This window comes from Microbacterium sp. MYb72 (assembly GCF_002979415.1).
In the GTDB taxonomy this organism is placed as follows: Bacteria; Actinomycetota; Actinomycetes; order Actinomycetales; family Microbacteriaceae; genus Microbacterium; species Microbacterium natoriense.
The window spans coordinates 177,142-203,264 of sequence record NZ_PCOT01000002.1; the positions used below are offsets into that span (position 1 = coordinate 177,142).

Consider the following 26,123-nt stretch of genomic DNA (forward strand, 5'->3'; position numbering starts at 1 on the left):
CTGGGGTCATGAGCACTGATCCCGAGGTGGACGACCTCGCCGACGGACGCGACGAGACACCCAACGAGCGCGCCGATCGCAACTGGGACGAGCTGATGCAGGAGCTGCGGGTCATGCAGACCGGCACGCAGATCCTCACCGGCTTCCTGCTCGCCGTCGCGTTCCAGCAGCGCTTCACCGAGATGGACGCCGCACAGCACGTGCTGTACATCGTGCTCGTCGCCCTCGCCGCCGTCGCGACCCTGCTCTCGCTGACCCCGGTCGGCATGCATCGCGCCCTGTTCGGCCGGAGGCGCAAGCCCGAGCTCGTGCGGATCGCCGCGCGCATCGTGACTCTCGACCTCTTCGTGATCGGTCTCCTCACCGTGGGCGTGACGACGCTGATCGTCGACTTCACCGTCGGCAGGTCGGCCGGTGCGCTCACCCTCGTCTGCTCCGTGGTGCTCGTCGGAGCGCTGTGGGCGGGGCTGTGGCGGATGCTCGCCGCTCGTCGGGCGGGCTGAGGTGTGAGGGCCCTCCGAATCGGCGGTCGAGGGTTGCGGCATCCCTTCGGGTGAGGAAGCGTGGCCCGGACATGTCGTGACCTCGGCATGCCCCAACCGGAAAGGAGAGCACCCATGCTCACCCTCACCGACAACGCCACCGCGATCGTGACGACCCTGGTCAGCCGTCAGAGCGACGCGGCCGATGCGGGTCTCCGCATCCGCTCCACCGCCTCCGAGACGGCGGGCGGCGCGCGACTGGCCGTGCAGGTCACCGCGCATCCAGAGCCCAGCGATCACGTCCTCGAGGCGTCCGGGGTGCGACTCTTCATCGACGAGCCCGCGTCGGCGGTGCTCGATGACAAGATCCTCGATGCGGGAGTCGACGAGGCGGGATCCGTCTCGTTCACGGTGCTCCCCCAGACCGTCTGACCTCGCGGTCGGAACAGCGGATGCCGCGCCCCCCGGGTCGCGGCATCCGTGCTGTCCGGCGCCGGGTGGAACGGTGCCGGTCAGATCACGACGTCGATCCGGAGCGGCGTCCGACGTGGTGCGGGGCGGCTGATCCGGATCAGCCGAGCCCGACCACGAGGTTGATGATCGACGCGAGGATGACGGTGCCGAAGAGGTAGCCGAGCACGGTCTGGGCGATCACGACCCGGCGGAACTCGTTGCGCGTGAGGTTCGTGTCAGACACCTGGTATGTCATCCCCAGCCCGACGGAGAAGTAGACGAAGTCGGTGTACTCCGGGTCCTCCTCCTGGTTGAAGTCGATCCCTCCCACCGGCTCGGAGTAGTACATGCGGGCGTACCTCAGCACGTACTCGGTGTGGATGAGCGCCCAGGATGCGGCGACGCTGAGCACGGCGATCCCCGCGAGCAGATACTCCTCGACGCCCGGGGTCTTCTGCGCCTGCACGAGCACGACGAGCACGGAGCCCAGGCTGACGAGGCTCCCGAGGATCGAGATCAGTCGCGCCACTCGGCGACCGGGGGCCTCCAGCGTCGCGTGCGCCCTCGTGTCGGCGGCATCCATCCTCCAGATGAGCAGCAGCACCCAGATCACGTTCGTCAGCGCGAAGACGCCCCACCCGGTCAGGATGCCCGCGGCGACCCCCAGCAACGGCCCCACGGCGATACCTGCGGCGAGTCCGCCGATGATCGAGAGGAGAGCACGCAGACGGACGAATGCGCGCGCCGAGGGTGTGGCCATGCCTGGATGCTATCGGGCGAGCCGCATGGCGGGTCGGAGTGCATCGGCGATCCGGCGCGGCTCGGGCGGCCGGATGCCGGTCACAGCTCGGTGACCTGGCCCTCCTCGACGCGCCAGCGGCGGTCGGTCCGCACGGTGTCGAGCATCCGTCGATCGTGGGTGACGAGCAGCAGGGTGCCCTCATACGAGTCGAGGGCCTGCTCCAGCTGCTCGATGGCCGCGAGATCGAGGTGGTTCGTCGGCTCGTCGAGCACGAGCAGGTTTGTGCCGCGCGCCTGCAGGAGCGCGAGCCCCGCGCGCGTGCGCTCTCCGGGAGACAACTCGTCGACCGGCCGGTTCACATGGTCGGCCCTGAGTCCGAACTTCGCGAGCAGGGTGCGCACCTCGCCGGTCGCGTACTCCGGCACCAGGTCCTCGAATGCTCCCGCGAGCGGTCGGGCCCCGGCGAGGAGGGAGCGCGCCTGGTCGATCTCGCCGATCTGCACGCTCGCCCCGAGGCTCGCGGTGCCTTCATCGGGGAGCTGCCGGCCGAGCAGCGCGCGCAGCAGGGTGGACTTGCCCGCACCGTTGGGTCCGGTGATGCCGATGCGCTCCCCCGCGTTCACCTGGAGCGACACCGGTCCGAGGGTGAACGAGCCCTGGCGGAGGACCGCGGCGCTCAGGGTCGACACGACCGAGCTCGATCGCGGCGCAGCGGCGATGCTGAACTCGAGCTGCCACTCCTTGCGCGGTTCCTCGACCTCCTCCAGCCGGGCGATTCTGCTCTCCATCTGACGCACCTTCTGCGCCTGCTTCTCGCTCGACTCGGTGGAGGCCTTGCGGCGGATCTTGTCGTTGTCCGGCGACTTCCTCATGGCGTTGCGCACGCCCTGGCTCGACCATTCCCGCTGCGTGCGCGCGCGGGACACGAGGTCGGCCTTCTTCTCCGCGAACTCGTCGTACTTCTCGCGCAGGTGCCGTCGCACGGTCGCCCGCTCCTCCAGGTACGCGTCGTAGCCGCCGCTGTACACGCGGTTCGTACCCTGCGCGAGGTCGAGCTCCAGCACGCGCGTCACACAGCGGGAGAGGAACTCGCGGTCATGGCTGACGAGCACCACTCCACCGCGGAGTCCGCGCACGAACGTCTCCAGACGCTCCAGACCGTCAAGATCGAGGTCGTTGGTGGGCTCATCGAGCAGCACGATGTCGAATCGCGAGAGGAGGAGGGCGGCGAGCCCCACTCTCGCCGCCTGCCCTCCGGACAGGGAGGTCATCAGCGCGTCCCCGGCGGCGTCGCCGAGGTCGAGTCCCAGTTCGGCGAGCACGGCGGGGACGCGCTCCTCGAGGTCCGCGGCTCCGCTCGCGAGCCAGCGGTCGAGCGCCGCCGAGTAGACATCGGCCGGGTCTGCTCCCGGGCGCGCGAGCGAGGGGTCGCCGAGCGCGGCAGCCGCGGCATCCATCTCCGCTGTCGCGGACGCGCACCCCGTGCGGCGCGCGATGTACGCCGACACCGTCTCCCCCGCGATGCGCTCGTGCTCCTGCGGCAGCCAGCCGACGAACGCGTCGGCCGGCGCCAGCGCGATGCTCCCCGCCTGAGGTTCGTCGAGCCCGGCGAGGAGACGGAGGAGGGTGGACTTTCCCGCGCCGTTCGCACCCACCACGCCGACCACGTCGCGGGGAGCGACGGTGAGATCGAGGGAGTCGAAGAGGGTGCGGTGACCGTACCCTCCGGCCAGGTCCTGGGCCACCAGTGTCGCGGTCATCAGACAATCCTGTCATCGACGCAGGTCGGCGGATGACACGGCATCCCGCTCACTCGCGCTGCCGGCTGTGGTCCTTCAGGTCGGGTGCCGATCGCAGGATGTCGGCGATCTCCTCCTCCGGCCTCGGAGCGACGTTCTCGTCGATCTCCAGTTCCGGGACGGTCGGCTCGCCGGGCGCGGGGATATGCCCGTGAGGGGCATGCTCATCGTGGTCGGGCACGGCTGCTCCTTCGGTCGGTGACACGCACAGCGTACGCCGACCGCGTCGCTGCGGCACCGTCGCGACGCGTACGCTGGGGAGTCGACCGCGATCCTCGCGGGGAAGGAACGGCTCTCCGTGAACATCACCCAGCTTCGACGTTTCGTCGCCGTCGCCGAGGAGCTGCACTTCCCCCGCGCCGCAGAGTCCCTCGGCATCCCGCTCGCCGCGCTCTACTCGACGATCGAGAAGCTGGAGGACGAGGTGGGGCACCCTCTCGTCACACGTGGAGGCGAGACGAAGGTCACCGCCGCCGGGCTGCTCCTGCTCGATGAGGCGAGGGAGCGGATCGCCGCGGAGCCGGCTCCCGTCGCGAAGCCTGTCGCCCCGGCCGGCGGCAAGGCCAAGGCCTCCAAGGGCAGGGGCCGCGCACCGGTGGTCAAGGGTCAGCCCAAGCCCTACAAGAAGCGCCAGGGGCGCTAGGAACCACCTCTGCGTCTCCGTTCCCGTGCCCGCTCACTCAGCGAAGGAGTGAGCTGGTTGCGAGTTCATCACGATCAGCAAGACACTCTCACCGCCCTGCGCTGATGGAGCCGATGGAGCCGATGGAATCGATACTGTCTACGCATGCGCCGTATCATCGCCCCCATCATGGTCATCGCCGCCGCCACAGCGTCCCTCGTCTCCTGTGCGGCGACCCCGAAGGCTCCTCCGACACCCTCCTCGATCGAGTCGACGACCACCGAACCCTCCCCCAGCACAGACGAGTCACCTCAGCTCGTGGTGGGCATCAACGGCGTCACCTACATCGAAGGCGCGGATACGGCGAGCGCGCAGTACGACGATGCTGCGGCGCTGCTCGCGCTGCTTACCGAAGCGACCGGTGAGTTGCCGACGCCCACCGAGATCGAGGACCCGCCGGGATACGAGATGGACAAAGTGGCCTACGACTGGGAGGGCCTGAAGGTCATCACGGATGCAGGAGGCACAGGGGCCGCCAGCATCAGCGTCAGCGGGCCCGAGGTCGACGGCGTCCCGATCGCGACAGAGGAGGGCCTCTCCGTCGGCTCGTCCCGTGCCGATCTGTCGGCCGCGAACGGCTGGGACCAATGGGATGAGGACGGCGACGGCACGGCAGACTATGTCGGGCTTGGCGGTGTCCCGGTGCCGGGGACGACGTCCCTAGCGCATCCCGGTGAGGTCGGGATCCTCTTCCTGCTGTTCGTGCTGGATGGCGACACCGTGGTGCAGATCATGGCACCGTCGAACGACTTCAGCGACCTGTGAACCGCGGCAAAGCGACCCGGCAGCCTAACGTCCGACGGGCATCTGCCCGATCGCCGTCGCGAACAACGAGATCCAGACGATGAAGAACGCCAGCTGCAGAAGGGTACCCAGGATGCCGATCACCATCGCCCATCTCGCCAGCCCGCGCCCGCTCTCCGCATTGCCGAGCGTATCGAGCTGATGCCTCGCGAAGAACGACAGGATCAGACCGGCCAGGGGGATGACGAAGGCCGCGATGAACGCGACGAGCGCCAGGGTGTCACCTTGGCGGATGCGGGGATCTGGGTCACGCGATCAGCATAGGGCGAACTCAGTCCCAGTCGAGGTACTCCTCGATGACCACGGCGGTCTCGATCGGGTGGTGCATCGGGAAGAGGTGGTCGCCGCCGATGGTCTTGATGCTCGACCGGTCGGGGATCGTCGAGTGCAGGCGCTCGGCATTGACCGGCGGGTTCGCGTCGTCATCGGTGCCCTGCACGATGAGCACGGGGATCGCCGGCGCGATCTCGACGTCGGCCTCCTCGACGCCGAGCAGGAGGAGGCCGTTCGCGCGGTCGGGGTGCGCCGCGACGAGCGCGCGCGCCACGGTCCCGCCGAAGCCGTGCCCGCCGATCCACGTGTCCTGAAGACCGACATGATCGATGACGGCGAGAGCATCCTCGACCCGCTCCTCGAACGAGGCGCCGGCAGCGTCGGCCCTGTGCCCGATGCGCAGCACATGGAACCCGGCTTCCTCGGCGAGGTAGTGCGCGACGACGCCGAGCACGTCGGCGGCGAGGCCGTGCTCCTGGATCAGCACGAGCTTGACCGGACCGTCTCCCTCATCGACGAAGGGGATCGCACGTCCGTCGGGCTCGAAGATCTGGGTGTCGGTCATCTGCGTCGGTCTCCTTGCACGATCGATGCTTCGTCTGCGGCGCTGCGCCTGGGTGTATGGGCCGTCGCTAGCCTCAAGGACCGAAACGGCCTCTCCAGCGTATCTCCCCACAACCGTGCGACGGACGGGCGCGTCGCCGGAAGCGCCGACGCCCCTGCTGCTCGGCCGGTTCAGATCGCTCTATCTGGACTTACAGCACGCCCCCGTCCGCCTAATCCGGCTGGCACCGGGGGCAACGCTGCGCGGATGCTCCTCCGAAGACGTGGTCGACGATCATCGTGCCGCACACTGGGCATGCCTGCCCGCCGCGCCCATGGACAGACATGGCTTGGATCTTGGCGGGTTTGAGGGCGTCCGGAGGCAGCCCCCGGCGGTCGGCGAGCGCTCCGCGCATGATGTCGACGGTGGCGGCGAACAGCCTCTCTCTGGCCTCGGAGTCCAGCACCGCAGCGTGCACGACCGGAGAGAGACGTGCCCGGTGCAGGATCTCATCGGAGTACGCGTTGCCGATTCCCGCGACGGATGTCTGCTCCTGCAGCAGCGCCTTGATCTGCTTCTTGCGGGTGCCGAGCGCGCGCTCGAAGTCCTCGCGGGAGAACTCTGCCGAGAGAGGATCAGGGCCGAGTGCCGCGATGCCCGCGACGTCCGAAGGGACGTCCACGATCGCAGTTGTGACAGCGAGGAAGTCGCCCGCGTCGACGATCCGCATCACTGCACCGTCATCGAAGGTGACGCTCGCGACCTCCGGAACCGGCTCTTCGACGGAGACATCTCCTGCCGCCTTCCACCGGATCCAGCCGTTGCGTCCGAACCCGATGATCATCCACCCCGCCGAGGCATCGATCCCGAGGTGCTTCCCGAATCGCCGTAGACCGGAGATTCGCGCGCCGATGAGCGACGCAGGCGGGCGTTCGCGGGTCTTGACGATGCGGAACTCGCCGATGTCGATCTCAGCGATGACACGGTCTCGGACTCGCTCATCGAGGAACTCGACGAGCGCCTGCACCTCCGGAGATTCGGGCATGCGTCCATCGTCGCACCGGCATCCGACATACGGCCGCCGCCCATGGACGCTGACGGCGGTCGATCCATCAGGGAGATGGTGTCAGCCCACACAGGATGCGACTCGCCGCGAATGCTCAGTTGTTGAAGCGGAACTCCACGACGTCGCCATCCTGCATGACGTAGTCCTTGCCTTCGAGGCGGGCCTTGCCCTTGGCTCGGGCCTCGATGACCGACCCCGTCTCGACGAGGTCGTCGAACGAGACGATCTCCGCCTTGATGAACCCCTTCTCGAAGTCGGTGTGGATGACTCCGGCGGCCTGCGGGGCCTTCCAGCCCTTGCCGATGGTCCAGGCGCGCGCTTCCTTGGGGCCCGCCGTCAGGTACGTCTGCAGGCCGAGGGTGTCGAAGCCGATGCGGGCGAGCTGGTCGAGACCCGACTCGTCCTGTCCCGTCGAGGCCAGCAGCTCGGCGGCATCCTCGGGGTCGAGGTCGATGAGCTCGGACTCGATCTTCGCGTCCAGGAAGATCGCCTTCGCGGGGGCGACCAGCGCGGCAAGCTCCTCCTTGCGGGCAGCGTCCGTCAGCACGCCCTCGTCGACGTTGAAGACGAAGATGACGGGCTTCGAGGTCAGCAGGCCGAGCTCGCGGATCGGCGCGAGATCGAGGCCGGACACCGAGAGCAGCACGCCGCGCTCGAGGGCCTCCTTCGCCGCCTGCGCGGTCTCGAGCACGATCGGCTCGATCTTCTTGCCGCGGACTTCCTTCTCGTAGCGGGTGATCGCCCTGTCCACGGTCTCGAGGTCGGCGAGCATGAGCTCCGCGTTGATCGTCTCCATGTCGGACGCCGGGTTCACCGCGCCGTCCACGTGCACGACGTCGTCATCGGCGAAGCCGCGGACGACCTGGGCGATCGCGTCGGCCTCGCGGATGTTCGCGAGGAACTTGTTGCCCAGACCCTCGCCCTCGCTCGCGCCCCGGACGATGCCGGCGATGTCGACGAACGACACCGCGGCGGGGAGGATGCGCTCACTGCCGAAGATCTCCGCGAGCTTGTCGAGACGCGAGTCGGGCAGGTTCACCACGCCGACGTTGGGCTCGATCGTCGCGAACGGATAGTTCGCCGCGAGCACGTCGTTCTTGGTGAGAGCGTTGAAGAGGGTGGACTTGCCGACGTTGGGCAGGCCGACGATTCCGATTGTAAGAGCCACGGAAGTCGAGTCTACCGGGGGCGGATGCCGCGAGCCTGCGCCCGGTAGACGCCCTCCCGGATCCGGATCTCCGCTCGAGATCCGGAAGGTTCACGCGCGACGATCCGGATCCCGGTCGATTGGCCGGGTCTCGGAGCGCCCGGTCGGCAGGATCCCGCCGCAGGACTCAGCTCCTGATCGCGCGGAACGCCCGCGTCACGTACGGCAGATCGATCACGGTATCCCCGTGGAGTCCCAGCTCGTCGAACAGGGCGTCCATCTCGCCGTGGACACGCGCCTTCTCCTCATCGGATGCCGTGATGATGTAGCTGCGCGACGACGCCATGCTGTGCAGCTGCTCCCGGGTGATGGGCCGCACCCATTCCCAGGTCTCCTCCTCGAGCTCCCCGAAGGGCGTCGCTACCGAGGGGCCTCCCTCGGCCATCATGATCTCGGCGTTGCTGCCGTGCATGATCTCGGTGAGACGGCGCACCCAGTCGGCGCGCTCGTCGCGAAGGTTCCAGATCAGCCCCAGCACTCCCCCGGACTTCACGACGCGCCCGACCTCCGCGGAGGCCGTCACGGGGTCGACCCAGTGCCACGCCTGGCCGAGAACGACGGCGTCGAGACCCGCATCCGGCAGCGGCAGCGACTCGGCGGTGCCGACGAAGGTCGGCACGCCGGGCACGGCATCGCGCAGGGCGGAGAGCATCGCAGGATCCGGGTCGATCGCCACGATCTCGGCGTCCGGGGCCGCGGCGAGCACTCGGGTGAGCTTGCCCGTGCCCGCCCCGACGTCGGCGATGCGCGTGGAGCCCGCGGGCATCGGCTCGAGCATCCAGGCGACCGCCTCGAACGGATAGTCGGGTCGCCCCGCCTCGTAGTTCCCCGCCTCTGCTCCGAACGACGTCGCCATATCCTCAGCCATATCGCCAGCCTACGGCGAGTCTTCCGGACCCGCTCGGAGGGCGGGGTGAAAGTGGAGAGGTGCCCCTGGACTTCACCGCGATCGACTTCGAGACGGCGAACTCCAGCCCCGCCTCGGCCTGCTCCGTCGGACTCGTCCGCGTTCGCGACGGCCGCGTCGTCGCCACCGCGGGCTGGCTGATCCAACCGCCCGCAGGCCACGACGAGTTCCAGGAGTGGAACGTCAAGATCCACGGCATCCGTCCGCACGACGTGAGGGATGCCGCCACCTGGTCCGAGCAGTTCGACCGCCTGTGCGCGTTCGCCGGCGCCGACGTGCTGGTCGCACACAACGCCGGATTCGATCTGAACGTGCTGCGCCGCGCCTCGGAGGCGACGGGCGAGATCTGCCCGCCGTACCGCTCGCTGTGCAGCCTGCAGGTGGCGCGGAAGACGTACGAGCTCGACTCCTACCGTCTGCCCAAGGCCGCTGCCGCCGCGGGATTCTCGGAGTTCTCGCACCACGATGCGCTGGCCGACGCCCGCGCCTGCGCCGAGATCGTGATCGACTCCGCCCGACGTGCCGAGGCGTCGGACGTGTTCGGTCTCGCCAGGGCTCTGGGCCTCCGCGTCACCGAACCGGTCGCCGCCGCGGAGGAACGCGCCGTCGCCTGACATCCCGCCGATGTCGGTGGTCGAGGGCATCATCGGATCCATGGATCCTCTGACGATCGTCCTCCTCCTCATCGCCCTCGCGGCCGGTGCCGCCCTGGGCTGGTACCTGCGCGCGGGCCGAGGAGCGGCGGAGCTGGCCAGAGCACAGGCCGAGCTCGCCGCCGCGCGCGACGACCGCGACAGACAGTACGACCTGTATCGTGATGCCGTCGAGCATGCCCGTGAGGAGCAGCGGGCCGAGGCGATCCGCGTGCAGCAGCAGAACGCCGTCCTGACGGCGCTCGCTCCCGTGCGCGAGAGCCTCCAGCAGATGCAGCACAAGGTCGCGACGATCGAGCAGGAGCGCCATGCGCAGTTCGGGTCGCTCGCCGAACAGCTGCGTCGCGCACAGGAGTCCGATGAGGCGCTGCGCGCGACGACCGAGTCGCTCGCCGGAGCGCTGAAGTCGACCGCGACCAGGGGCGTGTGGGGTGAGACGCAGCTGCGGCGCGTCGTCGAGGCCGCGGGCCTCACCCGGCACGTCGACTTCGATCTGCAGTCGACCATCTCCTCGGATCGCGGCGTCGGCCGGCCCGACATGGTGATCAGGCTCGCCGGTGGCGCGTCGATCCCCGTCGACGCGAAGGTCCCCCTCGACGCCTATCTTGAGGCATCGGCGCTGCCGGCGGGCGACGCGCACGAGGCGGAGCGGCGCATGCTCATGCAGAAGCACGTGAAAGCGGTGCGCGCACACATCGACGCGCTCACCAAGAAGGCCTACTGGTCTGGCCTCGAGTCGAGCCCCGAGTTCGTGATCTGCTTCCTGCCGAGCGAGTCGCTGCTCTCCGCGGCGATCGACGAGGATCCGACACTGCTCGACTACGCGTTCAGCCGCCGGGTGGCGCTGGCCTCGCCCGTCAATCTCTGGGCGGTGCTCAAGACGGTCGCCTACACCTGGACCCAGCAGGAGGTGTCGACCGAGGCTCGCACTCTGCTCGCCCTCGGCACGCAGCTGTACGACCGCCTCGGCGTGCTGGCCGGCCATGCCGACGACCTCCGCCGCGCCCTGGAGCGCACGGTCGACAGCTACAACCGCTTCGCCGGTTCACTGGAGAACCGCGTGCTCGTGACGGCCCGGCAGTTCCCCGGCGTCGACTCCTCGACGCTCGACGCGTCGCCGCAGGTGATCGGAGGCAGCGCGCGCCGATTCACAGCGGCCGAGCTCGTCAGCGACGTGGATGCCGCCGAGCCCGTGCGGGCCGAGCTGGGCGACGTGCGTCAGCGGCTCGAGGGCGACTGAGGCCGTCGAAACGACCAGAGTCCGACCGGAGTCCAGTCCGACCAGAGTCCGCTCCGATGAGCGACCTGATCAGGCGACGATCAGAGACCTGATCAGACGACGCCGGAGACTCAGTCAGGCGACGCCAGAGGCCTGATCAGGCGACGCCGGGGACGCCCGAGAGCAGGAGGATCACCAGTCCGCTGGTGGCGAGGAACGCGCCGATCATCCACCAGGCGCTGACCTCGTGTCCCTCGTCGCGACGCACGCGGAAGAGCACATCGGCACGGCGAGCCGGGTCGACCGCGTGGACCGTGGCGGCGGAGGCGGCTGCTGCTTTGGCTGCCGCGTCGATCTCGTCGACGTTCACCCGGAGGATGCGCCCGGTGTTCGTCGTGACGAACTTGGTCGGCGCGGCCTTCGAATCGCTCGTGTGCTGCGTTGCCATCTGCTTCGCCCTCCTGTGTCTGCGGTGCCTGCGGCTCCGTCGACGGTGAGAAACCCAGAGACAATTGTCACACGACGCGCACGGAAACCACGGCTCAGCGCTCCGGGCAGGGGTTCCGTCTCGATAACGATGCCGCGCGCACCTCAGCTCTCACGATGGCGCGCGTCGCCGTCAGCACAGGATCAGAGCCACTTCGAGACGAGGTGCTCCGAGGCGATCCGCCGCAGGGTGCCCGATGCGCCGCGCAGCACGACGCTCTCGGTGTAGATGTAGCCGCCCTCACGACGCACACCCGCGACGAGCTGACCGTCGGTCACGCCCGTCGCCACGAAGATCGTGTTGTCGCCCCGGACGAGGTCGTCGGCCTCATAGACCTTGTCCATGTCGAGACCGGCGTCGATGCCGCGCTGACGCTCGTCGTCATCACGAGGCCACAGGCGGCCCTGGATGTGACCGCCGAGCGCCTTGATCGCGCACGCGGTCACGATGCCCTCGGGGCTGCCGCCGACGCCGACGCACATGTCGGTGCGCGCGCCGTGGCGTGCGGCGTTGATGCCGCCCGCGACATCGCCGTCGCTCATCAGACGGGTGCCGGCTCCGGCATCCCTGATCTCCTGGATGAGCTGCTCGTGGCGCGGACGGTTGAGGACGGAGACGACGATCTCGTCGACCGGCTTGCCCAGCGCGGCCGAGAGACGACGGATGTTCTCGCCGATCGGGAGGCGGATGTCGACGACGCCGACGCCCGCGGGACCGGTGACGAGCTTGTCCATGTAGAAGACGCTGGACGCGTCGAGCATCGTTCCACGGTCGGACACGGCGATCACCGACAGCGCGTTCTGGCGGCCGGCGGCCGTCAGGGAGGTGCCGTCGATCGGATCGACGGCGATGTCGCAGAGCGGCCCGGTGCCCGTGCCGACGACCTCGCCGTTGAAGAGCATCGGGGCGTTGTCCTTCTCGCCCTCGCCGATGACGACCTGCCCCTGGAAGGCCACGGTGCCGAGGAAGGCTCGCATGGCGTCGACGGCCGCGCCGTCGGCGGCCTCCTTCGCGCCACGGCCGATGAACGGCACCGCACGGATCGCGGCCGCCTCGGTCGCGCGCACCAGCTCCATTGCGAGGTTGCGGTCGGGACGAAGAGGGCTCAGATCACCAGTCAGACTTACCATGCGGCAAGAGTAGCCAGAATCGCGGTTGCAATCGCCTCCTTTCGGGCGAAATCGCATGAAGGAATCGTGATTCTTAACCGTGCGGCAGAGAGTCCCCCTCCGAAGCGTCATCCCGACGGCATCCCCTCCCCTTCCCGGCTAGAGTGACTGCTGTCCCGGCTCACCTATCGCAGGAGTTCTCATGCCCGTCGCCACCCCGGACCAGTACGCAGAAATGCTCGACCGCGCGAAGGCCGGCGGCTTCGCGTACCCCGCATTCAACGTCTCGAGCTCGCAGACGATCAACTCCGTCCTCCAGGGCCTGACCGAGGCCGGCTCCGACGGCATCATCCAGGTCACCACGGGCGGCGCCGACTACTTCGCCGGCCACACGGTCAAGGCCCGCGCCACCGGTGCTCTCGCCTTCGCCCGGTACGCGACCGAGGTCGCCAAGAACTACCCCGTCACCGTCGCGCTGCACACCGACCACTGCCCGAAGGACGCCCTCGCCGGCTTCGTCGAGCCGCTGATCGCCGCTTCCGAAGAAGAGGTGAAGGCCGGCCGCAACCCGATCTTCCAGTCGCACATGTGGGACGGCTCGGCCGTTCCCCTCGCGGAGAACATCGAGATCGCCAAGGACCTCCTCCCCCGCATGAAGGCGATCAACGCCATCCTCGAGGTCGAGATCGGCGTCGTCGGCGGCGAAGAGGACGGCGTGCAGCACGAGGGCTCGAACGAAGCCCTCTACACGACGTTCGCCGACGTCGACCAGGCCGTCCAGGCCCTGGGCCTCGGCGAGCAGGGCCGCTACATCGCCGCCCTCACCTTCGGCAACGTGCACGGCGTGTACAAGCCGGGCGGCGTGAAGCTGCGCCCGGAGCTCCTCGGCGAGATCCAGGCCGAGGTCGCCGCCAAGTACAACACGGCTGCCAAGCCCCTCGACCTCGTCTTCCACGGCGGCTCCGGCTCGACCGACGAGGAGATCGCCCTCGCGGTCGCCAACGGCGTCATCAAGATGAACATCGACACCGACACGCAGTACGCGTACACGCGTGCGATCGCCGACTACATGTTCAAGAACTACGACGGCGTCCTGAAGGTCGACGGCGAGGTCGGGAACAAGAAGCTGTACGACCCGCGCGCCTGGGGCAAGATCGCGGAGACCGCGATGGCCGCCCGCGTCGTCGAGTCGACCCGCCAGCTCGGCTCCTACGGACAGTCGAAGAGCTGACAGACGAGCATCATCACGGAATGCCCCGGCCGGGAACGGCCGGGGCATTCTCCGTCCGAGCGGGGTTCTTCCCGGACAGCCGCGAGCCCCGCCGTCGGCGGCGCCGCGCACGGGTTGTGGGTCACGGACCCCGGTAGATGTCCAGGATGCTCGGGGCGTGATCGGGGCGGTGGACCACGACGATCTCGTCGCCGGCCTCGATCCTGCCGTTCTTCACCACGCGGAGGTAGGGACCGAGACGACGCGCATCCGAGAAGCGCTTCACCCAGCCGCGTTCGGCATCGCCGCCGACGCGACGGGCGAACGTCTGGCACGGCGTGCGCGGCATGGTGACCTCGACGATCACGGTCGAGCCGATCCGCCACTGCTCGCCCACCAGGGCCGCGTTCACATCGATGCCCTCGACCCGCAGGTTCTCCCCGAACCACCCAGGAGGAGTGTCGCGTCCGAGCTCGGCCGCCCAGTAGGCGGCATCCTCCTCGGAGTACGCGTACAGCGCCTTGTCCGGTCCGCCGTGATGTCTGCGATCGGCCTGCACGTCGGCGTAGACGCCGTAGGAGCCGACCTTCACCGGCCCCTCGACCGCCCTCTTGTCGATCGCCGTGATCCCGACGGTGCCGGCATCCGGCAGCAGCTGATGGACAGCGCAGACGGCGACGAGACGGCTCATCGCGTCGTCATGCTCTCGAGGTACGCGATGAACGCCGGGTCTCCCATCAGGGGGATCGCCGCGAAGATCGAAGTCACCAGCAGCGTCACCGCGGCGCCGACGAGCGGCACCCACCAGGTGAGCTTGCCCTGGCGCAGCCTCCGCAGCGAGATCACGGCGGTGAGGCACCATCCGATGACGAGCACGATCGCGGCGACCGTGCCCCAGATCCTGCCCTGGTCGTAGTTCGTGAACTCCCCGTCGATCCCCATCATCTTCATGACCTCGGTCATGACCCTGCCGAAGTCGAGGTACGACAGGCCTGCGGTGATGACGTTGACGAGGCCGTAGGCGAGCAGCACGACGGTCGCGAAGCGGTCGACGGGGCGACGGGGCGCTGCTGCGGGCGCGGCCTCGGAGGCGACAGGGGCGGCGGGCTCGACGGACTCGACCTCGCTCAGCGGCGGGAGGCCGGCGGCTCTGCGCTGTTCTTCCGGAGTCGCGAGTTCGCCGTACTGTGGCCGCTGATCGATCATCACGCCATGCTAACCGCCCTGGCCTGGAGCGGCGTCCAGGCGGAGACGAGCGCTGCTCCCCTGGCGCCGTGCCGCGAGAAAAAGCCCCGAACATGATGGCGGCCCCGGCGGAGTGGGGACTCCTCGGGGCCGCGGACTCAGAGCACTGGGGACGCTCGTCATCCAAGTGGGCTGCAGAACGCTGGGGACGTTCCACCTCCTGTAGCGTCGTTGCACTGACGACTACAACTCTGATCATAGGAAAGCGCATGCCATTGCGCTAGATGCAGTTCTTCAAATAGTGAACCGACGGTCAGATACTGAACTCCGCGCCCGGGCCGCCACCGTCCAGAGCATCCGCCCCGAGCTGGAGCGAGAGCCGTCTCGCGGCCCGCCGCAGCGCGGTCACCAGCGTCATGTCGACGACCGCGAGCTCCGCAGGCAGCGAGATCGCCAGGGATGCCGTGACGTTCGGCGCGATGACCGGGACGGCGACGCAGGTGGCGCCGATCGCGTACTCCTCGCGGTCGACCGCGAACCCGGGTGAGTGCTCCAGCTGGGCGAGGAGCGTCGCGCGGTCGCTGATGGTGCGCGGCGTGAGCTCCTCCAGTCGGTGCCTGGCGAGGTAGTCTGCACGCTGCTCCTCCGACAGATCGGCCAGGATCTGCTTGCCCAGCGCCGTCGCGTGCGCGCTCGACTGCAGCCCGACCCACAGCTCGACCCGGGGGTTCTGCACCGCATCGACGATGTCGACGAGGTGCATCTCCCCGTCGGCGTAGCGGGAGAGGTACGCCGTCGCACCGACCTCCTCGGTCACGTCTCGCAGCGCCGCGCGGACCCTGGCGAGGAACACGCCCCTGGCGTCGAGCTCCGTCTGGAAGGCGGGGAACCGACTCCCCAGCACGAGCCCGTCGGGCTCGCTGGACAGATAGCCCTCGTGCACCAGGGTGCGGACCAGGTTGTACGTCGTACCCGGCGTGAGGCCGGTGATGGCGGCGAGCATCTTCGCCGGGAGAGGACGGGGCGAGTTCGCGACGATGTCGACGAGGCGAAGGGCGCGCTGCACCGAGCCGATGAGGGTGGGTTCCGCTTCCGCGGCGCTCACTCCTATGCGCCCCCGGAGGCCCGCCCGCCGAGGGCGCGCGCGTCGCGCTGCCCCGTGGCGTCCTGCCTCAGCTCCTTGGGAAGCGAGAACATGAGGTCCTCCTCGGCCGTGCGCACCTCTTCGACGTCGTGGTAGCCGGCGCCGTCGAGAGCATCCAGCACCTCGCGCACGAGCACCTCGGGCACGGATGCTCCGCTGGTCACGCCGACCGTGGCGACGCCGTCGAGCCACTCCTGCTTGACCTCCTCCGCGTAGTCCACGCGGTACGCGGCCTTGGCGCCGTACTCGAGTGCGACCTCGACGAGACGCACCGAGTTCGACGAGTTCGAGGAGCCGACCACGATCACGAGGTCGGCGTTCGCCGCGACCTTCTTGATCGCGACCTGACGGTTCTGGGTGGCGTAGCAGATGTCATCGGACGGCGGGTTCTGCAGCTCGGGGAAGCGCAGGCGGAGGCGGTTCACCGTCTCCATCGTCTCGTCGACGGAGAGCGTCGTCTGCGACAGCCAGACGACCTTCGACGGATCCTTGACCTGGACGGTGTCGGCTTCCTCCGGAGAGTTCACGACCGTGACGTGCTCGGGGGCTTCACCCGCCGTGCCCTCGACCTCTTCGTGTCCCTCGTGCCCGATGAGCAGGATCTCGAAGTCGTCTCGTGCGAAGCGCACGGCCTCGCGGTGCACCTTGGTCACCAGGGGGCAGGTCGCGTCGATCGCGTGGAGTCCTCGATCCGACGCCGCGTTCACCACCGCCGGCGAGACGCCGTGGGCGCTGAAGACGACGTGAGCGCCCTCAGGCACCTCATCGACCTCTTCGACGAAGATCGCCCCCTTGGCCTCCAGCTCGGTGACGACGTGGATGTTGTGGACGATCTGCTTGCGCACGTAGACCGGCGCCCCGTAGCGCTCCAGCGCCTTCTCCACCGCCACCACCGCACGGTCGACGCCGGCGCAGTAGCCGCGGGGCGCGGCGAGCAGAACCCGCTTCTGTCCCTGGACCGGGTTATCCTGAAGCCGCCCGGCCGCCGCACGCACTCGTGGGATACGCGGGGCAGGCAGATGCACGGCAGTCGAAGTCACTCTGGAATTCTACCGCCGCAAAGCTGGACAGAGCCGGGTAGGACGGGAGCACATGACGGTCTTCGAAGCCGAGACGGCGCCGGGCGAGGCGCCGCCCGCCGATGCTGTCGCGCCGCGCGATTCGACGGCAGACGCTCCGACTTCGGTCGCACGGCTGAATGCGACCATCCGCGACTTCGTCGCCAAGTGGAACACGGTCTGGGTCGAAGGCGAGATCACCTCCTGGAACGTGCGTGCAGGCAACGTGTTCGCCCGCCTCAAGGACACGCGCTCGGATGCCCAGATCTCGATCAGGATCTGGTCGAGCGTGCGCGCGCGCATCCCGAACGACCTCGGCGTCGGCGATCACGTCATCGCCGCGGTGAAGTCCGACTACTTCGTCAAGAGCGGCGACTTCAGCTTCGCCGTCTCGGCCATGAAGCACGTCGGCCTCGGCGATCAGCTCGAGCGCCTGGAGAAGCTGCGCGCGCAGCTGCGTCAGGAGGGCCTGTTCGACCCCGCGCGGAAGAAGCGGCTCCCCTTCCTCCCGCACGTGATCGGACTCATCACCGGCGAGCGCTCGGATGCCGAGAAGGATGTGCATCGCAACGCCGAGCTGCGGTGGCCGCAGGTGCGGTTCCGCACCGAGTACGCCGCCGTGCAGGGTGACCGCTGCGTACCCGACACCCTCGCCGCACTCGCCCGGCTGGATGCCGACCCCGAGGTCGACGTCATCATCATCGCCCGCGGGGGCGGCGATCCGCAGACCCTGCTCGGCTTCAGCGACGAGCGTCTCGTGCGCGCCGTGGCCGCTGCGTCCACTCCGATCGTGAGCGCGATCGGTCACGAGAACGACCACCCCCTGCTCGACGACGTCGCCGACCTGCGAGCCTCCACTCCGACGGACGCGGCGAAACGCGTGGTCCCCGATGTGGGAGAGCAGCGCGCGCTCATCGGGCAGCTGCGTTCGCGCGCGACGACCCGGCTCACGCAGCGCGTCGGCCATGACATCGCGCAGCTGCAGCAGCTGCGCTCGCGCCCGGCGCTGCGCTCCCCCGATCCGATCATCGACAACCGCGCTCAGGAGCTGTGGCTGCTGCAGTCCAGGGGACGCGACACGATCTCCCGCCAGCTCGACGCCGCAGGGCGGAAGACCAGCGAGCTGCGTGCCTCCCTGCGCGCACTCTCGCCCGCGGCGACGTTGGCCCGCGGCTACGCGATCGCCCACCTCGACGGCGGTGTGATCCTGCGCGACGCCGCCGACGCCCCCGCGGGCACTCCGCTGACGATCACCGTCGACCGGGGATCGGTCGCCGCGGTGTCCGACGGCGAGATCTCCGAAGCGCCCTGACGACGACCGGGCCCGAGGGAGTGTCCCCGGGCACCGCGTAGGATGGTGGGGTGAGCGCGCAGAACGACACCCCGGTTGAGACGCTGTCGTTCGAGGCCGCACGCGACGAGCTCGTGAGGGTCGTCTCCGAACTCGAGCAGGGCGCACCGACCCTCGAGCAGTCGCTGGCCCTGTGGGAGCGCGGCGAAGCTCTCGCCGCCCGCTGCGAGGAGTGGCTGCTGGGCGCGAAGCGCCGCCTGGACGCCGCCCGTGCCACGGCATCCGAAGAGGACGAATCGTGAACAAGCCCGCCCCCATCGTCGCCGAGCTCGGACGCCCGGAGACTCCCGAGGAGACCGCGGCGCGCAAGGCCGAGTCCAGCAGGGCCTACCGCTCCAGCCAGAACGTGCGCAGCCTGGTCGCCGCCCTCATCGTGACGCTGGCGGTCGTCGCCGTCATCGTCTTCGCGGTACCGCGGGGCGAGCCGGCATCCGCCCCCAAGGTCGACATCGCCGGTATCGCCGCCGATGTCGAATCCACCATGAAGCGCCCCGTCATCCTCCCCGATACCGGCACCTTCTGGCGCGTCAACGCGGCGGAGCTGACCAGCGGATCCACGGTCGTGTGGGACGTCACTCTCGCTCCGAAGGGCGACGAAGAGCGCGGATACATCAAGATCGCGCAGGCCTTCGACGCCGAATCCAGCTGGGCCCCGCAGCGTCTGAACGGCACGGCTCCCTCAGACACCACCACGATCGGCGGTGTCGAGTGGGATGTCTACCGTGTCGGCGACGCCGGCGCGAAGCAGAACATCACCTACGCGATCGGCACCCAGGCCGGATCCGACTACGTGCTCCTGTACGGGTCGCGTTCGGCCGATTCGACGGCCGAGCTCGCCGAATCCCTCATCCCGCAGATCCACGCCCTCTCGGAGGCCTCATGACCACGGCTCTCACCCCCGCCGCCGCCTGGAAGCAGATGCAGGAGGGCAACCAGCGCTTCGTCGCCGACGAGCCCCGCCATCCCAACCAGGACGTCGCTCGGAGGAAGGACCTGGCCGCAGCGCAGAACCCGGTGGCTACCCTCTTCGGATGCTCTGACTCGCGCCTTGCGGCCGAGATCATCTTCGACCTCGGCCTCGGCGACCTGTTCGTCGTGCGCAATGCGGGCCAGGTCATCGGCGAGTCGATCGTCGCGAGCCTGGAGTATGCGGTGGCCGTGCTGAACGTGCCGCTGATCGTGGTCCTCGCGCACGACTCCTGCGGTGCGGTGCGGGCGGCGATCGACGGCACCGCCATCGACGCCGCTCCCCTGCCTCCGCACATCTGGAAGCTCATCGCCCCGATCGTCCCCGCAGCCCGCAAGGTGCTCGTCGAGAACGGCGGCACCACGGTCGCCGACATCGACTCGGAGCTGGTCGGCCGGGAGCACCTGCGCAACACCGTCAGCGACCTGCTGCAGTCGTCGGAGCTCATCTCCAACGCCGTCGCAGAGGGTCGCCTGGGCATCGTCGGCGCCAACTACCGACTGGCCGAGGGCACCGCCGTCCCGGTCATCACCGTCGGCATCGACGCCACAGACCCCCGATAGAAGCACCAGACACACATCCAGGGGAACGACCCCGAAACCAAGGAGGGTTCGGAATGACCGACACCGACCAGCGCAGCGGCGAGAACTCGCAGGGCTACCGCATCGAGCACGACACCATGGGCGAGGTGCGGGTGCCCGTGAACGCGCTCTACGGTGCGCAGACCCAGCGAGCCGTGGAGAACTTCCCGATCTCGGGCAAAGGCCTGGAGTCGACGCAGATCGCCGCCCTCGCGCGCATCAAGAAGGCCGCAGCGCTCGCCAACAAGGAGCTCGGCACGCTCGACGGCGCCATCGCCGACGCGATCGCCCAGGCCGCGGACCAGGTCGCCGCCGGCATCCACGACGGCGAGTTCCCGGTCGACACCTACCAGACCGGCTCCGGCACGTCGTCGAACATGAACATGAACGAGGTGCTCGCGACCCTCGCGACGCGCATCCTCGGCGCGACCGTGCACCCCAACGACCACGTGAACGCGTCGCAGTCCTCGAACGACGTGTTCCCGACGTCCGTGCACATCGCCGTCACCCAGGCGCTCATCGACACGCTCATCCCCGCACTCGACCACCTCGCCGTGGCTCTCGAGGCCAAGGCCGAGCTGTGGAAGGACGCCGTCAAGTCCGGCCGCACGCACCTCATGGACGCCACGCCCGTGACGCTCGGCCAGGAGTTCGGCGGCTACGCGCGTCAGATCCGCCTCGGCATCGAGCGCGTGCAGTCTGCTCTCCCCCGCGTCGCGGAGGTCCCGCTCGGCGGCACCGCTGTCGGCACCGGCATCAACACGCCGCTCGGATTCCCGCAGAAGGTCATCGCGCTGCTCGCGGCCGAGACCGAGCTGCCCATCACCGAGGCGAAGGACCACTTCGAGGCGCAGGCCAACCGCGACGGCCTCGTCGAGGCATCCGGCGCCCTGCGCACCATCGCGGTCTCGCTGACCAAGATCAACAACGACCTGCGCTGGATGGGCTCCGGCCCCAACACCGGTCTGGGCGAGCTGCACATCCCCGACCTGCAGCCCGGCTCCTCGATCATGCCCGGCAAGGTCAACCCGGTCGTCCCGGAGGCCGTGCTCATGGTGTGCGCCAGGGTCATCGGCAACGACGCGACCGTGGCCTGGGCCGGCGCCTCCGGCTCGTTCGAGCTGAACGTCGCGATCCCGGTCATGGGCACGGCGCTGCTCGAGTCGATCCGCCTCCTCTCGAACGCCTCGCGCGTGCTCGCCGACAAGACCGTCGACGGCCTGCAGGCGAACCTGGAGCGCGCAGCGGCGTTCGCCGGCATGAGCCCGTCGATCGTGACGCCGCTCAACAAGCTCATCGGCTACGAGGCCGCGGCGAAGATCGCGAAGCACTCGGTCGCCAAGGGCATCACGGTGCGCGACGCCGTGATCGACCTCGGCTACGTCGAGCGCGGAGAGCTGACCCTCGAGCAGCTCGACGAGAAGCTCGATCTGCTGAGCATGACGCACGCCGGCTGAGCCGGTCGTCACAAGACGGATGCCGCGGGGACCTGGTCCCCGCGGCATCCGTCTTTCTGCGTCTGTCAGCTGAGCTCGCTGCCCTCCAGCAACTCGGTCACGAGTGCGGCGATCGCCGAGCGCTCGGAGCGCGTCAGGGTGACGTGGGCGAACAGGTCGTGCCCCTTGAGTGTCTCGATGACGCTGGCGATGCCGTCGTGACGGCCCACGCGCAGGTTGTCTCGCTGTCCGACATCGTGGGTCAGGATGACCCGCGAGTTCTGACCCATGCGGCTCAGGACGGTCAGCAGCACGTTGCGCTCCAGGGACTGCGCCTCGTCGACGATCACGAACGCGTCGTGCAGCGAGCGCCCGCGGATGTGCGTCAGCGGGAGCACCTCGAGGATGCCGCGCTCGACGACCTCCTCCATGACGTTGCCCGAGACGACCGAGCCGAGGGTGTCGAACACCGCCTGGCCCCACGGTCCCATCTTCTCGTCGCGGTCGCCGGGGAGGTACCCCAGGTCCTGCCCGCCGACGGCGAACAGCGGCCGGAACACGATGATCTTCTTCTGCTGCTGGCGCTCCAGCACGGCCTCCAGCCCGGCGCAGAGCGCCAGGGCCGACTTGCCGGTGCCCGCACGTCCGCCGAGGGAGACGATGCCGATGTCGGGGTCGAGCAGGAGGTCGATCGCGATGCGCTGCTCGGCGGAGCGGCCGTGCATGCCGAAGATGTCCCGATCGCCGCGGACGAGCCGGTACTCGCCGTCGCGGGTGACCCGTCCGAGCGCGGATCCCCGCTCCGAGTGGATGATGAGTCCGGTGTTGACCGGCAGCCCCCTGGCGTCCTCGCTGAGGCCGACCTCGCTCTCGTAGAGGTCGCTGATCTCGTCTCCGGAGAGATCGAGGGTCGTGACTCCCGTCCATCCGGAATCGACGGCCTGCTCGGCGAGGTACTCCTCGGCGCGCAGGCCGAGCGATGCCGCCTTCACGCGCATCGGGAGGTCCTTCGACACGATGGTGACGTCCTGCCCGTCTGCGGCGAGGTGCATGGCCACGGAGAGGATGCGGGTGTCGTTGTCGCTCAGCCGGATCCCGGCGGGGAGCACCGATGAGTCGGTGTTGGCGAGCTCGACGCGGAGCGTGCCGCCGTCGCCCACCTCGACCGGGAAGTCGAGTCGTCCGTGCTCGACCCGCAGATCATCGAGGTGGCGCAGCGCCTGACGGGCGAAGTAGCCGATCTCGGGGTCGTGGCGCTTGCCTTCCAGTTCGCTGATCACGACCACCGGGAGAACGACGGAGTGTTCGGCGAAGCGGAAGAACGCCTGCGGATCGCTCAGCAGCACGGACGTGTCGAGCACGTAGGTGCGGAGGTCCTGATCAGGGCCCTGCGGCGACGCCCCTCGCGTCGTCTTGCGGGTGGACTGCTGCTGCGCGGTGCCTGTGGGCTGCTGCGCTGTACGTGAGGTCACGACCACTCCCGACCCGGGGATTCCCGGCTTTGCGAACGAGTCGACCAGGGGGTCACGAGTCGAGAACCTGAGGCCGACCCGACCGGGCGCCTTGCCCGATGCCTAGAAGGTACGACCAGGCGCGGACATTTCCCCGCGACGACACGCCATCGATTCGTTACGCGCTGATGAACGTCTCGTTGCCGAAGGATGCCAGGGTGTCGTCGAGGAGCTGCAGGGTCGCGTCGTCCGTCCCGGCGTGCGGGGCCAGACGCACCGATGCGCCGCGGGCGGTGACGACGAGCCCGGCGTTCGCGAACGCCGCCGCGAGCCGCGCGGGTTCCTCGGGCGCCAGCGTCACGATCCCCGCACGGGCCGAGCGCTCACGGGGAGAGCTCACCGCGATGCCGTGACGGTCGGCGATCTCCAGGACCGCATCGACCCGCTCCGCGAGGCGCTCCTCGATCGACGCGACGCCGGCGTCGCGCACATCGCGGACGCCGATCGCCAGCCGCCCGGCCGCCAGCGTGTCCGGGCGGCTGACCGTGTACGCCTGCCCCGACGCCGCCGGCGCAGGCAGCTCGTCGATGACGAGTCCGGATGCCGTGGTGCCGGTGATCCCGCTGAGGACGGGCACGATGCGCTCCCGCGCCCGCGCGGAGAACCACGCGAAGCCGGTGCCGCGTCCCGCCCTGAGCCACTTGTATCCGTGGCCGACGACGACGTCGGCCGCGGCGTAGTCGGCCTCCACGAGACCGAAGGACTGCACGGCGTCGAGGATCAGCAGACGGTCGGGGCCGATCAGCTCGCGCAGGGCGGCGATGTCGACCCGGTAGCCCGTGCGGAAGTCGACGTGACTCACCGCGACCGCCGACACCCCGTCGTCGAGCGCTCCGGCGACGGCATCCGGCGTCACGCGCCCGTCCTCCGGGGAGATCCATCGCGGCACGAGGGCGCCGTGAGAAGCCTGGGCTGCGCGCTCCAGAGTGAGACTGACGCTCGGGAACTCCCCTGTCGCGGCGACCACAGCGCCCGAGAGTCCGTACAGCGCCTGCATGAGACCGTGCGTCGACGAGCCCTGCAGGGTCACGTCGGCGGCGTCTGCGCCGAGGAGCTCGGCGACGAGCTCCTGTGCCTGCCCGAGGCGCTCCTCCACCAGCGCGAGCGACGACGGACGTCCGCTGCCGAGCAGATCGGCGTCGGCGAAGACCTCCTCGCGAACGGAGGGCGACAGCGGCCCGAAGGCCGCCCAGTTCAGATAGCCGGGTTCGGCGTCGAAGGTCGCGAGGTAGTCGTCGAAAGTGCTCACCGCGTCATTCTGGCACGCCGGATCAGCGGCCGAAGCGGCGGTCGCGGTCGGCGTAGTCGCGGATCGCGCGGAGGAAGTCGACCTGGCGCAGGTCAGGGCCGAGAGCCTCGACGAAGTAGAACTCGCTGTGCGCGCTCTGCCAGAGCAGGAAGTCGCTCAGCCGCTGCTCACCGCTCGTGCGGATCACGAGGTCGGGGTCGGGCTGGCCGCCCGTGTAGAGGTGCTCGCCGATCATCTCGGGGGTGAGGTGAGCCGCGAGGTCCTCCATCGTCCCGCCGGAGGCCTCGTGCTTCACCAGGATGCTGCGCACGGCGTCGACGATCTCGTTGCGTCCGCCGTAGCCGACCGCGAGGTTCACATGGAGCCCGGTGTGATCGCGCGTGCGTTCCTCGGCATCCGCCAGCACCCGCGCGAGCTCCTTCGGGAGGATGTCGGAGCGCCCGACGTGCTTGACCCGCCAATTGCCCTCGCGGGAGAGCGCCTCGGCGAGCTCCGCGATGATCTCGATCAGGTCGGCGAGCTCCGCGGAGTCGCGCTTGCGGAGGTTGTCGCTCGAGAGGAGGTACAGCGAGACCACCCGGATGCCGAGCTCATCGCACCAGCCGAGGAACTCCCGCATCTTGGCGGCGCCGGCGCGGTGGCCCTCCGCCGGCGTCGTGTAGCCCAGCTGTCTCGCCCACCGACGGTTGCCGTCGATCATCATGGCGACGTGGTGCGGCATGGACGCGCGGTTCAGGTGGCGGCGCAGTCGGCTGGTGTAGAGCCGGTACAGCGGACCTCGCCCCTGACTCTCCCGTGACATCACTCCCCTACGCTACCGCGCCGGAGGGCCCTGAGCCGGAGCGGAAGCTGTGGATATGTACGCCGCACGGCATGCGGCCCGGCCTAGAGTGAGCACGTGAGCACACCCGAGCCCTCGCTTCCCGACGTCCCGCAGCTGCCGCTCCTCGACGCGGCGGCGAAGGACGCCGCGGTCGAGATCAAGCCGACCTGGCGCGGCTGGATCCACGCCGGCATCTTCCCGATCGCGATCGTCGCGGGCATCGTCCTCATCGCGCTCACGGTCGGAACTCCCGGCAAGTGGGCATCCGCGGTGTTCATGGCGACCTCGCTGCTGCTGTTCGGCAACTCGGCGCTGTACCACCGCTTCAACTGGCGCCCCGCCGTCAAGGTCATCCTCAAGCGCATCGATCACGTGAACATCGTGCTGCTGATCTCCGGAACCTACACTCCGCTCGCCGTGCTCGCACTCCCCCCGGAGAAGGGCACGCTGCTGCTCGTGTTCGTGTGGAGCGGCGCACTGCTCGTCATCCTGTTCCGGGTGTTCTGGCTCAACGCCCCCCGCTGGCTCTATGTGGCTCTCTACCTGGCGCTGGGCTGGGCCGCGGTGATGTACATGGGCGATCTGTTCCGCGCGAATGTCGCGATGGTGGTGCTGGTGATCGTCGGTGGACTGCTCTACACGGTCGGCGCGGTCATCTACGCGATGAAGAAGCCCAACCCGTGGCCGGGGCGCTTCGGCTTCCACGAGATCTTCCACGTGTGCACGGTGCTCGCGTTCCTGTGTCACTGGGCGGCGTGCCTGCTCATCGCGCTTGCTCCGCTGAGCCCCTCGCTGGGTATCCCGGGCTGATCGCCCGGAGGGGCCGCCCTCAGCGCCTCAGCGCCTCAGCGCCTCAGCGCCTCAGCGGATCGTCATCGCCCTCGTCGACGATCGGGAGGTCGGCGTCGGTCTCGGTGGCTCTGTCGGCCGCGAGCGCGGCCTCTTCGGCATCCAGCTCCTCCCTGACCTCCTCGCGGTACCGCACGCGCCGGATGCGGCGGTTCATGTCGAGGATGAGCAGGATCACCGCGATGAGGATGATCACGACCGCGGCGAAGCCGACGAAGCCGGGGGTGACCAACTCCGGCTTCACCGTCATCGTGGGCGTCGGCATCGGGGTGTCGGTCAGAGCGAGCATGTGTCGGCCTTTCATGCGCAGGTCGCATAACCTGGAACCACCA

30 protein-coding genes are annotated in these 26,123 nt (G+C 69.1%); 13 read left to right on the forward strand and 17 right to left on the reverse strand.

All coding sequences use genetic code 11. From position 1 onward, the window contains the following. Positions 1-8: 8 nt before the first annotated feature. Positions 9-503, forward strand: coding sequence for a DUF6328 family protein (locus tag CQ047_RS01830; RefSeq protein WP_105672563.1), 495 nt, complete (start codon positions 9-11; stop codon positions 501-503). A gap of 114 nt (positions 504-617) precedes the next feature. Further along, positions 618-914, forward strand: a complete 297-nt coding sequence (locus CQ047_RS01835; protein WP_105672564.1) for a Fe-S cluster assembly protein HesB — start codon at positions 618-620, stop codon at positions 912-914. 139 nt (positions 915-1,053) lie between these two features. Here CQ047_RS01835 and CQ047_RS01840 read toward each other — a convergent pair whose 3' ends face one another. From CQ047_RS01840 to CQ047_RS18785, 3 genes are all read right to left on the reverse strand, one after another. Then, positions 1,054-1,695 carry a DUF1345 domain-containing protein gene (locus tag CQ047_RS01840; RefSeq protein ID WP_105672565.1) on the reverse strand — a complete coding sequence of 214 codons (642 nt, stop codon included), beginning with the start codon at positions 1,693-1,695 and terminating at the stop codon, positions 1,054-1,056. A gap of 80 nt (positions 1,696-1,775) precedes the next feature. After that, positions 1,776-3,437, reverse strand: coding sequence for an ABC-F family ATP-binding cassette domain-containing protein (locus CQ047_RS01845; RefSeq protein WP_105672566.1), 1,662 nt, complete (start codon positions 3,435-3,437; stop codon positions 1,776-1,778). Positions 3,438-3,486: 49 nt separating this feature from the next. Next, positions 3,487-3,657 (reverse strand): hypothetical protein, encoded by a 171-nt coding sequence (locus CQ047_RS18785; RefSeq protein WP_181155805.1) that lies wholly within the window; start codon positions 3,655-3,657, stop codon positions 3,487-3,489. A gap of 117 nt (positions 3,658-3,774) precedes the next feature. Between CQ047_RS18785 and CQ047_RS01850 the strand changes: the two genes are divergently transcribed. Continuing rightward, positions 3,775-4,119, forward strand: a complete 345-nt coding sequence (locus tag CQ047_RS01850; RefSeq protein WP_105672567.1) for a LysR family transcriptional regulator — start codon at positions 3,775-3,777, stop codon at positions 4,117-4,119. A 168-nt stretch (positions 4,120-4,287) separates the two neighbouring features. Further along, positions 4,288-4,923 carry a hypothetical protein gene (locus tag CQ047_RS01855; protein ID WP_146114247.1) on the forward strand — a complete coding sequence of 212 codons (636 nt, stop codon included), beginning with the start codon at positions 4,288-4,290 and terminating at the stop codon, positions 4,921-4,923. A gap of 310 nt (positions 4,924-5,233) precedes the next feature. Here CQ047_RS01855 and CQ047_RS01860 read toward each other — a convergent pair whose 3' ends face one another. From CQ047_RS01860 to CQ047_RS01875, 4 genes are all read right to left on the reverse strand, one after another. Next, entirely contained in the window at positions 5,234-5,800 is a 567-nt protein-coding gene (locus CQ047_RS01860) for an alpha/beta fold hydrolase (RefSeq protein ID WP_105672569.1), read from the reverse strand. Between the two features lie 211 nt (positions 5,801-6,011). Next, a complete protein-coding gene (locus CQ047_RS01865; RefSeq protein WP_105672570.1) occupies positions 6,012-6,824 on the reverse strand; it encodes a DNA-formamidopyrimidine glycosylase family protein in 813 nt (270 codons plus the stop codon). A 115-nt stretch (positions 6,825-6,939) separates the two neighbouring features. After that, entirely contained in the window at positions 6,940-8,013 is a 1,074-nt protein-coding gene (ychF, locus tag CQ047_RS01870) for a redox-regulated ATPase YchF (RefSeq protein WP_105672571.1), read from the reverse strand. A gap of 166 nt (positions 8,014-8,179) precedes the next feature. Continuing rightward, positions 8,180-8,920, reverse strand: coding sequence for a class I SAM-dependent methyltransferase (locus CQ047_RS01875; protein WP_105672572.1), 741 nt, complete (start codon positions 8,918-8,920; stop codon positions 8,180-8,182). Between the two features lie 59 nt (positions 8,921-8,979). On the opposite strand from CQ047_RS01875, the gene CQ047_RS01880 reads away from it, so the two are divergent. After that, positions 8,980-9,573, forward strand: coding sequence for a 3'-5' exonuclease (locus tag CQ047_RS01880; protein WP_105672573.1), 594 nt, complete (start codon positions 8,980-8,982; stop codon positions 9,571-9,573). 40 nt (positions 9,574-9,613) lie between these two features. Continuing rightward, positions 9,614-10,852: a DNA recombination protein RmuC gene (locus CQ047_RS01885; protein WP_105672627.1), complete on the forward strand. Its 1,239-nt coding sequence runs from the start codon at positions 9,614-9,616 to the stop codon at positions 10,850-10,852. Between the two features lie 136 nt (positions 10,853-10,988). Here CQ047_RS01885 and CQ047_RS01890 read toward each other — a convergent pair whose 3' ends face one another. Next, positions 10,989-11,279, reverse strand: coding sequence for a hypothetical protein (locus CQ047_RS01890; protein ID WP_105672574.1), 291 nt, complete (start codon positions 11,277-11,279; stop codon positions 10,989-10,991). 182 nt (positions 11,280-11,461) lie between these two features. Continuing rightward, positions 11,462-12,448 (reverse strand): class II fructose-bisphosphatase, encoded by a 987-nt coding sequence (glpX, locus tag CQ047_RS01895; protein WP_105672575.1) that lies wholly within the window; start codon positions 12,446-12,448, stop codon positions 11,462-11,464. Positions 12,449-12,629: 181 nt separating this feature from the next. Here glpX and fbaA point away from each other — a divergent pair, with 181 nt between their 5' ends. Continuing rightward, the gene (fbaA, locus tag CQ047_RS01900) at positions 12,630-13,658 is read left to right on the forward strand and encodes a class II fructose-bisphosphate aldolase (protein ID WP_105672576.1); all 1,029 of its coding nucleotides are present in this window, start codon (positions 12,630-12,632) and stop codon (positions 13,656-13,658) included. A 121-nt stretch (positions 13,659-13,779) separates the two neighbouring features. Here fbaA and CQ047_RS01905 read toward each other — a convergent pair whose 3' ends face one another. From CQ047_RS01905 to CQ047_RS01920, 4 genes are all read right to left on the reverse strand, one after another. Further along, positions 13,780-14,328: an MOSC domain-containing protein gene (locus CQ047_RS01905; RefSeq protein ID WP_105672577.1), complete on the reverse strand. Its 549-nt coding sequence runs from the start codon at positions 14,326-14,328 to the stop codon at positions 13,780-13,782. Beyond that, a complete protein-coding gene (locus CQ047_RS01910) occupies positions 14,325-14,843 on the reverse strand; it encodes a DUF6264 family protein (protein ID WP_105672578.1) in 519 nt (172 codons plus the stop codon). Before CQ047_RS01910 ends, CQ047_RS01905 begins: the two co-directional genes overlap by 4 nt. A gap of 292 nt (positions 14,844-15,135) precedes the next feature. Next, a complete protein-coding gene (locus CQ047_RS01915; RefSeq protein WP_105672579.1) occupies positions 15,136-15,927 on the reverse strand; it encodes an IclR family transcriptional regulator in 792 nt (263 codons plus the stop codon). Positions 15,928-15,929: 2 nt separating this feature from the next. After that, complete coding sequence (locus CQ047_RS01920; protein ID WP_105672628.1) at positions 15,930-16,970, reverse strand: 4-hydroxy-3-methylbut-2-enyl diphosphate reductase; 1,041 nt, start codon at positions 16,968-16,970, stop codon at positions 15,930-15,932. Positions 16,971-17,058: 88 nt separating this feature from the next. Here CQ047_RS01920 and xseA point away from each other — a divergent pair, with 88 nt between their 5' ends. The 5 genes from xseA to CQ047_RS01945 are packed head-to-tail and all read left to right on the forward strand — an operon-like array spanning position 17,059 to position 21,380. After that, positions 17,059-18,336, forward strand: coding sequence for an exodeoxyribonuclease VII large subunit (gene xseA, locus CQ047_RS01925; protein ID WP_105672580.1), 1,278 nt, complete (start codon positions 17,059-17,061; stop codon positions 18,334-18,336). A gap of 50 nt (positions 18,337-18,386) precedes the next feature. Continuing rightward, positions 18,387-18,617, forward strand: coding sequence for an exodeoxyribonuclease VII small subunit (locus CQ047_RS01930; RefSeq protein ID WP_105672581.1), 231 nt, complete (start codon positions 18,387-18,389; stop codon positions 18,615-18,617). Continuing rightward, positions 18,614-19,258: a DUF4245 family protein gene (locus tag CQ047_RS01935; RefSeq protein ID WP_105672582.1), complete on the forward strand. Its 645-nt coding sequence runs from the start codon at positions 18,614-18,616 to the stop codon at positions 19,256-19,258. The genes CQ047_RS01930 and CQ047_RS01935 overlap by 4 nt, the downstream gene beginning before the upstream one ends. Then, a complete protein-coding gene (locus CQ047_RS01940) occupies positions 19,255-19,905 on the forward strand; it encodes a carbonic anhydrase (protein WP_105672583.1) in 651 nt (216 codons plus the stop codon). Before CQ047_RS01935 ends, CQ047_RS01940 begins: the two co-directional genes overlap by 4 nt. A gap of 53 nt (positions 19,906-19,958) precedes the next feature. Continuing rightward, complete coding sequence (locus CQ047_RS01945) at positions 19,959-21,380, forward strand: aspartate ammonia-lyase (protein WP_105672584.1); 1,422 nt, start codon at positions 19,959-19,961, stop codon at positions 21,378-21,380. 65 nt (positions 21,381-21,445) lie between these two features. Here CQ047_RS01945 and CQ047_RS01950 read toward each other — a convergent pair whose 3' ends face one another. The 3 genes from CQ047_RS01950 to CQ047_RS01960 all read right to left on the reverse strand — a co-directional run bounded on the left by CQ047_RS01950 (position 21,446) and on the right by CQ047_RS01960 (position 24,921). After that, positions 21,446-22,831, reverse strand: a complete 1,386-nt coding sequence (locus CQ047_RS01950; RefSeq protein ID WP_105672629.1) for a PhoH family protein — start codon at positions 22,829-22,831, stop codon at positions 21,446-21,448. Between the two features lie 157 nt (positions 22,832-22,988). Further along, positions 22,989-24,119, reverse strand: coding sequence for an aminotransferase class V-fold PLP-dependent enzyme (locus CQ047_RS01955; RefSeq protein WP_105672585.1), 1,131 nt, complete (start codon positions 24,117-24,119; stop codon positions 22,989-22,991). Between the two features lie 22 nt (positions 24,120-24,141). Beyond that, on the reverse strand, positions 24,142-24,921 hold the full coding sequence (locus CQ047_RS01960) for an isoprenyl transferase (RefSeq protein ID WP_105672586.1): 780 nt from the start codon (positions 24,919-24,921) through the stop codon (positions 24,142-24,144). 96 nt (positions 24,922-25,017) lie between these two features. Here CQ047_RS01960 and CQ047_RS01965 point away from each other — a divergent pair, with 96 nt between their 5' ends. After that, positions 25,018-25,752, forward strand: a complete 735-nt coding sequence (locus CQ047_RS01965) for a hemolysin III family protein (RefSeq protein WP_105672587.1) — start codon at positions 25,018-25,020, stop codon at positions 25,750-25,752. 43 nt (positions 25,753-25,795) lie between these two features. Here the strand turns inward: CQ047_RS01965 and CQ047_RS01970 are convergent, their stop codons facing one another. Further along, a complete protein-coding gene (locus CQ047_RS01970; protein WP_223586764.1) occupies positions 25,796-26,080 on the reverse strand; it encodes a hypothetical protein in 285 nt (94 codons plus the stop codon). Between the last annotated feature and the right edge of the window lie 43 nt (positions 26,081-26,123).